This is a genomic window from Aeribacillus composti, from assembly GCF_007827555.1.
Taxonomy (GTDB): domain Bacteria; phylum Bacillota; class Bacilli; order Bacillales; family Aeribacillaceae; genus Aeribacillus; species Aeribacillus composti.
Map to the genome: position 1 here is coordinate 38,940 of NZ_VISS01000035.1, position 10,696 is coordinate 49,635.

The following is a 10,696-nucleotide window of genomic DNA, read 5'->3' on the forward strand; positions in this document are numbered from 1 at the left end:
CTCGCCCACATGATGCCAATTTCCCGACATTGCTTGCCGTTCCAACAATGATGATTCTTTTCCAACATTTTTACACGGTAACTTTTTGGTTGGATTCTACTGTTTCAACAACGATGATTTATTTCCAACTCATTCATGCTCCCTTTTCAAAAATTGATGATGACTGAAGTATTATAACATCCTTCATTTTCCGCTAGTATCATGATGCACGAGATGATCAAAAATAATTGCTATGTTGGAACAGATTCTATTTTTACATTTTCTTCTTTTAATTTTTCAAGATTTTCTACCGGCGGTCTAAAAATAATGTCCGCATCTTCTGATTGAAGCGCCATTTGCCGTGCATTGGCATCCTCGTTGAAAGTAAATGTTGCTTTTTCAAGCTTTGCTTTGCCATCCCAATATTTTTCAAATCGTTCGACCTTCAGCTCTACCCCAGGCTCAAAAGAAGAAATTTTAAATGGCCCCGTACCGATTGGCTTTTTATCAATATCTTTTTCATCAACATCGACGATCGCTGTATTTGGATGTACGAGCTCTGAAGGAAATTGCGGGAATACTTCTTCCGTTTAAATCGTTAACAATTGACCATCGGCTTCCATTTTGCTTATTTTTAATGCCGCTTGAACAGATGGACTATCGTTAATTGCTCTTTCTAACGAGGCCTTCACCGCTTGAGCATCAACTTTTTACCCATTATGGAATGTAACACCCTCTCTAATTTTAAACGTCCAGTTTTTCCCATCTTTACTTTCCCATTCTTTCGCAAGCCACTGTGAGCATCCGACAAGCAAAAAAATTGTTGTTAAAAGTATTAATATGCTTTTAAAATATCGAAACATTTTCTCACCTTCATAAATCGTAATGATTACTATTTTTATTTTCCTATCATACATATATTCGCTATTTTTGTAAATATTATTTCGAACAAAAATAATTCAAGATCACATATTTTTGAAATATCCATTTATTTCTCGACATTCCTACCCCAAAAATTGATGAGTTTCTTCCAAAAAATCCATTTTGAATCACATATAAGGCAAAATTAAAAGGCATGAGTCCGGTTTAATACCGAATTCATGCCCAAACAGTTGCCTAAATTTCCGTGTCTAACTTTTTGGGTTCAGTTCAATTTTTTGAAAAAAGTTCGCTCTCTTTATTAAGCATGATAAGAGCCTTGACAGATTATGTGCCCTGCTTTTCGCTTAGTGCAAACCTCACAGCACGGTTAATCAACGCCGGCAGCACGGACACATGGCCTTCATCCTCAAATTCTTTAAATTCCACGTGAAAATTGTTTTGATCGAGTCGTAATAGTCGTTCTGCAAGCTCTTTAGCGTTCGCATTCATACCGCTTTTATGGAATTTTTCCAATTCTCCTACAGTGATTAATAATCGTATATGATGCTTATCATTTTCTAAACTAGAGATAAATTTTTGCTCTGCATCAAGTAGAAGCGATTTATTCCAATGAATGGACGGGCTGCCTGCGATATACGTATTGAAGGCGTACGGCTTTGTAAACAATGTTTGTAATACGAAGAGGCCCCCGAGTGAATGACCAAAAATCGCTTGTCTGTCTTTATCAATTTTGAACCTGCTTTCGATCAGCGGTTTAAGCTCCCCATCAATAAATTGCAAAAACTGTTCCGCTCCGCCATATTCTGGTCTGTCTGTCCCCTCTCGTCTCGAATACAATTCCGAAGCTGGCGGAGTCAGTGTAAAATCATAGTAGCGTTCAGGAGAAAACGGTTTTTCGATATGGTAACCGATGCCGACTACTAGTGCTGGAACGATTCCTGTCCTTTCGGGCCGCCTTGATTGGATACGGACTGCCTCAAACATTGTTCCGAATATAGCATTAGCATCCAAGAAATAAATAACTGGAAAGCCTGAAGGAGGAGGAGGCACATCAGGTATACCAAGCAAAATTTTGTATTGCCGATTTTCTTTTGAACGTATTAAAAATTGTTCAGTACTCGGAATGCTAACTTCTCGGCCAGCAGTATCTTTGTCCATCACATCAGCTTGTTTATCTTTTTTCCTATGCATGGTTAAACGCCTCCATATCATTGATTGATATCATCGGGGCAAAAATTACAACCCTCCAAATGAACATTTCAATCTCTTTTCCAAAGCCGACAAACATATGTATTCGCAACTGGTACTCTATTTTCTGATGGGCAAACGGGCTCTTCCTTCATTAAAACAACCTGATGGGTAGCCGATTTTTTTGAATGGATCACCTTCTATGGTTCATAAGACTTTACCTAGTATTTAAGACATCGCTTAGTAATGCCAAAATGGTGCCGAACGATGATTCTCATCTATATGAAAATAATTAGGTAAGATGATGCAGGATGACCTTTGAACTTAAGAATCATTTACACAATTCCACGTTTCATTTTTTACTATCTTTAAATAATAAATAAATGAAATAAGGAACACCGATGATGGAAATGACAATCCCGACTGGCAATTCAGCTGGAGAAAAAACAGTTCTGGCAATATAATCGGAGACAATGACCATAAGCATGCCGACCGTTCCGCTGACGGGAATTAGCCAAAAATGATGGATTCCGACCAAACGCTTGGCGATGTGCGGTGCTATCAAACCGACAAATACAATGTTTCCTGCCACAGAGACACAAGCGCTCACAATTCCGATACTGCATAAAAGGAACACATTTTTTTCTTTTTCCGTACGAATTCCCAGTCCTATTGCTCTATCTTCTCCTAATTGAAGCAAGTCGAGTATATACGATTTTTTTATAATAATAGGAACTAATATGACGAGCCAAGGCAAAATAGAGACAATGTATTTCCAATTAGCATTCCATATACTTCCATTCAACCAAACTGTCGCCATTTCAAAATCCTGAGGGTTCATTTTCAAGGATAAAAACATAGACAAGGCCCCAAACCCAAATCCTATTGCAATTCCAACCAAAATCGCACGTTCGGAATCTAGTTTTCCATTTCGCCATGAGAATAAATAAATCAATAGTGCTGAAGCCAGTCCGCCTATCCAACCAAACAGCGGCATTGCCAAAGTTGACAGCCATCCGCTTCCCGTTATTTGTCCTTCAAAAAAGAGCATAAAAATAACGATAGCGGCTCCTGCCCCTGAATTGATTCCTAAAACGCCAGGGTCTGCAAGTCCATTTCTGCTGATCCCCTGTAAGGTTGCACCCGCCACTGCGAAACCAAATCCAATCAATGAAGCTATTAAAATACGGGGCAAGCGAAATTCAAATATGACCAAATCATGCTCAGAATTGGGATCAACCCGCAGCAAAGTCTTTACTATATCGATAACTTTAATATCAAATTCACCGTTTGTTAAGCTGACATATATTGCAGCAAAAATAAAGACTATACTGATCAGCATCACTGTCCAAAATCGTCTCGCCATTTGTTTATGCATATGTTCCTCCTCCTCTCTTGTAAATTAAATAGAGGAAGAAAGGAACTCCGATTAGGGAAGTGACAACTCCAATAGGAGTCTCAAACGGGTAATTCAAAAATCTGCTTAAAATATCGGACAGTGCTAAAAAAATACCTCCAAGTACTCCGGCGCAAGGAATAACCCACCTATAATCGATTCCAATTAAAAATCGGGTTATGTGCGGAATGATTAAACCAACAAATCCAATATTTCCTGCCAGGGCAACAGAAATACCAGTCAAAATGACGGTGCTGGCCATTGCTAACGCTTTGACCAACACCGTTTTCTGTCCTAAACTCACAGAAACTTCTTCACCTAAAGAAAGAATTGTGAGCGATTTGGAAATATAAAGAGCCATTATGATCCCGACAATTGCAAAAGGAATCGCAAGTTTTATTAGAAAGGGATCCATCTGATGCAGCCGGGCATTATACCAAAAACTGATGTTTTGCGATACTTGAAAATACGTTGACAAGGCAGCGGAAATACTGCTGAGAAACGTTCCAATAATAGTTCCGATGATCGCCATTCGAACGGGTGACATTCCGTTTGGCATAAGCGACGCCACGCCGAAGACGAAGCCAACAGCAATGGCTGAACCGAGTAGTGAAAATATTATCATGCTCAAAGATGATGCATCCGGCATCAAAATCATGCAAAGTGTAATAGCGAAAACCGATCCGTCAGAAACTCCCAAAATCGAAGGGGAGGCAAGATAGTTCCTCGTCATTCCCTGCATGATCGATCCAGATATGGCCAAGAAAATTCCGATTAAAAGTGCTCCAATCGCTCTTGGCAAACGGGAATGTATTACAATTTGGTGATTTACATTTTCCGGATCAAAATGAAAGAATGCCTCCCAAACCGTTTCGAAATTTATATCTTTCGCTCCATAAAGTATAGATAATAGAACTATGAGCACAAACGCAATAGGTGAAGAACATAAAATGAGAATGGATATAGGAATCTTTAAGCGCATATTATGATTCCCGCCCTGCATCATTCATTTGCCAATTTTTCAGTCGCTGCTTTTAAGAATTGAATTTTACTCCATGCTGTACCGCCTTGTGCCAACGGATCCACAACGTTTACGAATACTTTGTCGTTTTTAACCGCATTAATGCTTTTCCAGATCGGATTCTTTTGCAATTCCTCTAGTGCTTTTGGATTCTCTTGGTTCTCATCCTCTGAAAATTGGACAAAGAGATAATCTGGATTCATTTCGCTAAATTTTTCTAACGAAATCACTTCCTGCGCTTTGGCATTTTGGATTTCTTCCGGTACGGTAAATCCTAAATCTTCGTATAATGAAGGGTTGAAAAATATATCTTTCGAATAGATCATAATATTACCGCTTCTAATACGAACGATAGCTACTTTTTTATCTTTGAACTTCTCGCCTATTTGTGCTTTCGCCTTTTCGAGGTCATCTTGATATTCCTTTAAAACTTTTTCTGCTAGATCCTGTTTCCCAGTAAGTTCAGCCAATAATCGCAGGTTATTTTCCCAATTTGTTGATATATGGGAAACCGGGATCGTGACAGCAATTTTCTCTAATTTTTCAATAACATCTGGTTTAAACTTTGTCGTTGCGAAAATAACATCCGGTTTCAGCTTCAGGATCGATTCAATGTTTGGCTGTGCCTTCTCTCCAATCGAAACGGTTGAAGCTGTAATATCCTTGAACATTTCCGGGAACTTTCCCCCAACCGTGATGCCTCCAGCAGGCTCAACGCCCAATACGAGCGCATCCTCCATCGTTTCCATACTGCCGGTGATTACAATTTTTTCTACGTTTTTAGGAACCGTATATTCTTTGCCGAGATAATTGATCGTTCTCGTTTCACTTGACTCAGCTTCCTTCTTCTGCTCCGTTTTACTGCTTGAATCTCCCCCTGTGCTGCTGGTTTGTTCCTTATTACCGCCGCAAGCCGCCAATAAAAGAATAATTAGCGTGATAAGTCCATAGTAAAGCAGTTTTCTTTTCATAATATAGAATGTCCTCCTATCATCCAATTGATAATAATTATCATTTTTAATTATAAAAAGTCTTTCTTATATATGACCATGGACAGTATCCAGAATTCTTTTTGGACGATTTCCAGAAAAAAGACTTACCATTTCGTCAATTATTCGTTCGTGCGCGCTGGCAGAATACTCCAGCCATGGATCTGAGGAAATGAAATAAACGCGATTATTTCGAACTGCGCTCAATTCTTGCCATGGCAACGAATATTGCAAAGTTTTCCAATAAGCTAACGTTTCTTCTTCTTGGCGAATTAACAAGAGAAGCCGATCAGGATCTAATTCAATTAACTGATCTATTGTCATTCGTTCATCGCGGGCTAATTGATTGCAATTATACGCAGATGCCAGCTGCAAATCATGAAATAAAATATCTGAAATACTCCGATTGCAATGAACATACATATTCTGTTTGGAAATTCGTAAAATGAGGAAAGTATCGTCCTTCACTTTATTTTTCACCCATTCTCGTGCATGCTTTACTTTTCTGTCATAATTTTTAAGCCAGTCCTCAGCTTCTTGCGTTTCACCTAAAAATTCAGCTGTCAGCAGCAGCTGTTCCCGCCAATTTTTCTCCTGCCACGGAATATAATAAATTGGAGCAACCCGAGATAATTTTTCTTTCTCCATTTCATCTAGATCATCCGTACTTATGACTACTTCAGGTTTTGCTTGAAGCAGCTTTTCGATGTTGGACTCCCATTTTTGCCCATTCCGATAAGCATTGAGATGGACAGAAATATCTGTACGATACTCCTTATAATAATAAGCGGTCCATTTCGGATGAAGCGGCGCAGCATACGGGATGATTTTAAGAGCCAGCAATTGACCGGTAATGGGAGAGCGATAAGCAGCTATTTTACGGCGTCGTCTTTTCATATAATGTGTTGGTGTAACTCCAACCTGCTTCTTGAATTTGCGGCTAAAATAAAATTCATCGTTGTAGCCGATTTGATGGGCAATATCTTTTAGCTTGGCATGAGACTGTGCCATAAGCTGTTTTGCTTTATTGATCCGCAGCTCTGTCAAATAGTCGATAGCACTAATTCCGTACGTTTTTTTAAATAAATCGACAAAATATTTCGGACTGATTTTTGCGATTGCTGCCAATTGCTCGATGGACAAATTTTCATAATAATAATGGTCCATATAGTCCTTTGCCAGTTCAAGCGCTGCACACGATCCGTTATGTAAAAAAGATCGGCTTTTCAAAATAATATAGAGCAATTTTTGGAAAGTAAACTGACTGCGGAAGCGTTCCAGCTCGTCATCACTATCCCAATATTGAAAGATCGATTTGCACAATGAGGTGAGTTGATCAAAAGGGAACACTTGAATTTCACCTTGCAGAGAAAATAAACGTCCATCTTTCTCATTTACCATGCATTCATACCTTTGATCGGTTGATCGGAACACCTCAAACTTCAACAGGTAGATTTCTGTTTCATCGAGAGCCTGTATTTCACCTCCATAAGTCTCTCCAGGTATACACGCATACACATGATTTTGTTGAATCCTATACTCGGTTGTGCCCAGCGTCAATTGTCCATGTCCGTTCACCACTATGATAAGAACATATGAGAAGGTTAGCTGCTGCTCAATTTGCAAATTTCCATTCCGTTTTAATAACTCAATATTTCGAAGTCTAAAAGACAAGTCATCTAAAGATAAATTATTCGAAGCCTCATTTACAACAAAACTATGTCCACTCATCAGCTTCCACCTTCCTAATTAGTTGTATCTTTATGTCAACTAGCATGTTCATTTCTTTTCAAATATTGGAGGAACAGCAAGGAAAATATTTTAACACAAAGATTATAAATGATAATGATTATCATTATTGTTTATAATCATACCAAATTCTTCTCTTTTTTAAAAGTTAAATGACGAGACAGTTCTTTAGCTTAATGTTTATCACTTTGGACTCAAGAATTCGATTTAGGAAACGCTAAATACAAATTTGTTTCATATCGAAAAGCGCGAAAAAAAGAATCAACGCGTTGTGGCGTTGATTCACAGATTAGGTTCTTTTGCCAATTTGTTACTAATTGGTCCTTGCAATCATTACGGTTTTCATCACTCATATTTTTGCAATTATTCGCTCCACTTTAACATTTTTTACCCGAAGGATTTGTTAATGTATTATGAAAGAATACACACCGATATAAATGATGTGTTTCCCTGACAATGCCAAAGCTTCGTTAAGATTAAACCAGCTGCTTTACAGCGCTGAATGTGAAATTCTGTGCGTTTCCATCACAACTGCCTCAAGACCCTATTGATACTTGTACGGGAAGCAGCCAGTAGAAAAAAGAGTCGTTCAAAGTTTTTTTAGCTCTGAAAGGATTTTTTCTAACTCTGCTTCGTCTAACTTCGGAGCTTCTACACATATTTTTTGGGCTTCCATGTATTCATTAAACTCTTTTACTATGTCTTCCGGCGCTCCAGGCTTTAGGTGCCAGTTACCCGGTTCATCAACGAAGAAAGGACTTTTTGCAAATTTAGGTTCTTTACACGTCATTTCTTGCGCTCCTTTGGTATTCGTCTAGCGCTCTTTCATAGCTTCACCTTTTAGTAGTCTAGCATATTTTCTTAGATACAGGGGCTTAATTCCTCATAGTTAAGATAAAAACTGGTAGTAATATCCATTTTGGCTTTCATAACCAAGGTTTCAATTCCTCATAGGTAAGATAAAAACACTATGAAAATAAAAGAAATAAAGGAGTCCTTAACGTTTCAATTCCTTATAGTTAAGATAAAAACCCAGAAATCAAACTAGAATATTTAAACACATTTGAGTTTCAATTCCTTATAGTTAAGATAAAAACGAAAACTTTGGAACTTGTAAATGGTGACTTAGTTTTGTTTCAATTCCTTATAGTTAAGATAAAAACATTGGAAGAAGACTTCTCTTGGATAAGCTGATGCATGTTTCAATTCCTTATAGTTAAGATAAAAACCCCCAAAAAACGTAGTTAAATAAGCATTTCATTTTTAATGCTTGACTGGTTATTTTTATTTTAACGAAAGGAGGAAATTTTATCAAATCTTTGATTTGCTTGGGCTCAATGAAGATTTAAAAGAGTCGTCGATCCCCGGGGATTTTTGCACGATTGGGGGTCGACGACTCTTTTTTATTTCCGTTTAAAACAGATTTCAAAGTTTGCCTGCCGACAATGAAATCCATGTTTTATCAATCATTTTACCTGATCCATCTGTTTTAATAAAGTAAACATCCGGCTCATTTTATATTCTAGGTTTATCCTTCTCATTCATTTGAAGCAAGATTGAGACCATATTTAACATTTCATTCAGGAAAAATTGGTTTAGGTCTATTCGATCGGTTCCTATGACCTAAAATAAGAACATGATCTGATAAATGATTGGTATTTTTTACTTAAAATTCCCTTTTTTTCTTTCTGTTTACCAAAAGTTTCATATTTTCTCTTATAATGAAACAGAAAGCTGTTCCACATGTTGGAATCCATTTCGTTTCAATCGGAGGCATGAAGGCAGTGGATGTCAAGTATATCCCTTCTGAATGGGAAAAGACCAAGAAAGGCATTGGCGATCTGGTCGGTCTCGGTGTATGGGGCAAAGGCATGATTGATAAATTAAAAGATCTGAACGATCTTCTCAAAGACGTTCAAGCAGACATCGCCAAATATGACACAGATGGTGTCATCTCTTTCACCCACACAGACCGAAAAAAACAATATCAACAATTATATGAAGATTATCTCGTCTTGCACCGCTTTAGCAGCCGTGTCGGAGAGATTGTTGACCGCACCATAGATGATCCGTTTTATCAAGAGATCGATGCTTTTGTGGAAGCGATGCACAACTTATCCATATCAAAGATCAAAACGAAAAACCACATTGGCGCCAAAAAAACAGTTGTCGCTCCCGGAGCATACGGCACACAACAAACAATCGATGTGCCGAAAGCCGAGGTCGGACTGGAAGATCTGTTCATTGGCAGCAACTACTATGCTAGGCTGATGGAACGGGAATACGCTTTATAGAAAGAACTGAACCCTAAAGCAAATTTTTCGAAACAAGAATATATACAGAAAGCATTGAATTCTCGAGCTTTCCAGTATGAATCGATCAAAGACGGGCAGATGAACAAAGAGTTTTGGGGGCAAATAACAGCACTTGCTGTCATAGTAGGCACTTCCTTCATTTGTCCGCCAGCAGGGATGGCATTGGGGGCAGCTTATGGTACACTAGAATTAAGCTCAGCCGTTTCCGGAAAAGACTGGATTTCAGGGAGAGAGTTGAAAACAGACGAACGAGTATTCCGTGGTGTCCTTTCTCCATTGGATATCGTCCCTGGCGTAAAGGGGCTTTCCACATTCAGCAGCGCCGCCCGTTTCTCCCATCTAAGAGAAGCCAGTGATTTAAAATTATTAGCGACGAAAACGGGCTTGCAGTCCAAATCATTTGTCCGGGATATGGTGGTTCGTGCGGAAAAAGGCATATTCCCCCGCATCAGAAATGCTAAAAGCTTGGCAAAAGAAATCCCGCACCATTTGAAAAACAAAAGCGCAAACAGTGCACTGAAAACCGCCCGGTTCGTAGACAACGCCCTGACCAATCTGAAAAATTCAATCCCTGACCGGCAAATGGGATTGGCCATGGAAGGGATTGAGAACGTTAAGGTTCCGCTCGAAAACACCAATGGATTGGAGAATAAAGTTCGAGCTTATCTAAGTGAGAAGACAGAGGTAAATTCAGGTGTAGGTAAAGTAGGAAACGATGGCGTTGAACTTGGCACTAAGGGTACAGGTAATGATAGTATATTCTCTAAAGGTGCTATTAAGCATATATTCCACGGAGAAGTTAATAAGAAACGTAATGCTGTAGGGTATCACCATGAGAGTATGATGGGTGGAAAAATCATTGAGGTGACTGATCCTCCTAATCAGTATGGTGTGTATCGCGCAATAGTAGAAATAGAAGGAAAGGGAAAAAGAGTACCATCAACATTCTTCCCTAAAGATTGGAATAGAGTTCAAGTAGTCGATGCTATCAAACAGGTTTATCAAAATAAGAGATTAATTAAGGATAACTTGTATGAGGGTACATTACCTAATGGTATGAGAATACAAATGAGATTAGATTCCTGTAAATTATCATTTTATCTCCGCATAAAAAGCCTTCTTTTTTGCAAATTCCTTCGGGATGTTCTTCTCCCCTTTTCTGAAAGAGTGTGCTAAA

General features: G+C 38.6%; 8 protein-coding genes, 1 pseudogene and 1 CRISPR repeat array. Of the genes and pseudogenes, 2 read left to right on the forward strand and 7 right to left on the reverse strand.

The window, feature by feature from the left end:
- Window positions 1-230: 230 nt before the first annotated feature.
- The 7 genes and pseudogenes from FB379_RS19385 to FB379_RS15805 form a co-directional block, all read right to left on the reverse strand.
- Window positions 231-896 (reverse strand): annotated as a pseudogene (locus tag FB379_RS19385) (ABC transporter substrate-binding protein).
- 289 nt (window positions 897-1,185) lie between these two features.
- On the reverse strand, window positions 1,186-2,052 hold the full coding sequence (locus FB379_RS15780; RefSeq protein ID WP_066248444.1) for an alpha/beta hydrolase: 867 nt from the start codon (window positions 2,050-2,052) through the stop codon (window positions 1,186-1,188).
- Window positions 2,053-2,401: 349 nt separating this feature from the next.
- Entirely contained in the window at window positions 2,402-3,427 is a 1,026-nt protein-coding gene (locus FB379_RS15785; protein WP_063388261.1) for a FecCD family ABC transporter permease, read from the reverse strand.
- The gene (locus tag FB379_RS15790) at window positions 3,420-4,427 is read right to left on the reverse strand and encodes a FecCD family ABC transporter permease (protein ID WP_144598373.1); all 1,008 of its coding nucleotides are present in this window, start codon (window positions 4,425-4,427) and stop codon (window positions 3,420-3,422) included. Before FB379_RS15790 ends, FB379_RS15785 begins: the two co-directional genes overlap by 8 nt.
- A gap of 20 nt (window positions 4,428-4,447) precedes the next feature.
- Window positions 4,448-5,440, reverse strand: a complete 993-nt coding sequence (locus FB379_RS15795; RefSeq protein ID WP_082830327.1) for an ABC transporter substrate-binding protein — start codon at window positions 5,438-5,440, stop codon at window positions 4,448-4,450.
- Between the two features lie 63 nt (window positions 5,441-5,503).
- On the reverse strand, window positions 5,504-7,186 hold the full coding sequence (locus tag FB379_RS15800) for an AraC family transcriptional regulator (RefSeq protein ID WP_144598374.1): 1,683 nt from the start codon (window positions 7,184-7,186) through the stop codon (window positions 5,504-5,506).
- A gap of 607 nt (window positions 7,187-7,793) precedes the next feature.
- A complete protein-coding gene (locus tag FB379_RS15805) occupies window positions 7,794-7,994 on the reverse strand; it encodes a hypothetical protein (protein ID WP_144598375.1) in 201 nt (66 codons plus the stop codon).
- A gap of 82 nt (window positions 7,995-8,076) precedes the next feature.
- A CRISPR array of direct repeats spans window positions 8,077-8,433; the repeat unit is 30 nt; unit sequence GTTTCAATTCCTTATAGTTAAGATAAAAAC.
- Between the two features lie 555 nt (window positions 8,434-8,988).
- Between FB379_RS15805 and FB379_RS15810 the strand changes: the two genes are divergently transcribed.
- Window positions 8,989-9,498: a hypothetical protein gene (locus tag FB379_RS15810; protein ID WP_144598376.1), complete on the forward strand. Its 510-nt coding sequence runs from the start codon at window positions 8,989-8,991 to the stop codon at window positions 9,496-9,498.
- Window positions 9,499-9,597: 99 nt separating this feature from the next.
- Entirely contained in the window at window positions 9,598-10,695 is a 1,098-nt protein-coding gene (locus FB379_RS18840; protein WP_242009349.1) for an EndoU domain-containing protein, read from the forward strand.
- The last annotated feature ends 1 nt before the right edge of the window (window position 10,696 follow it).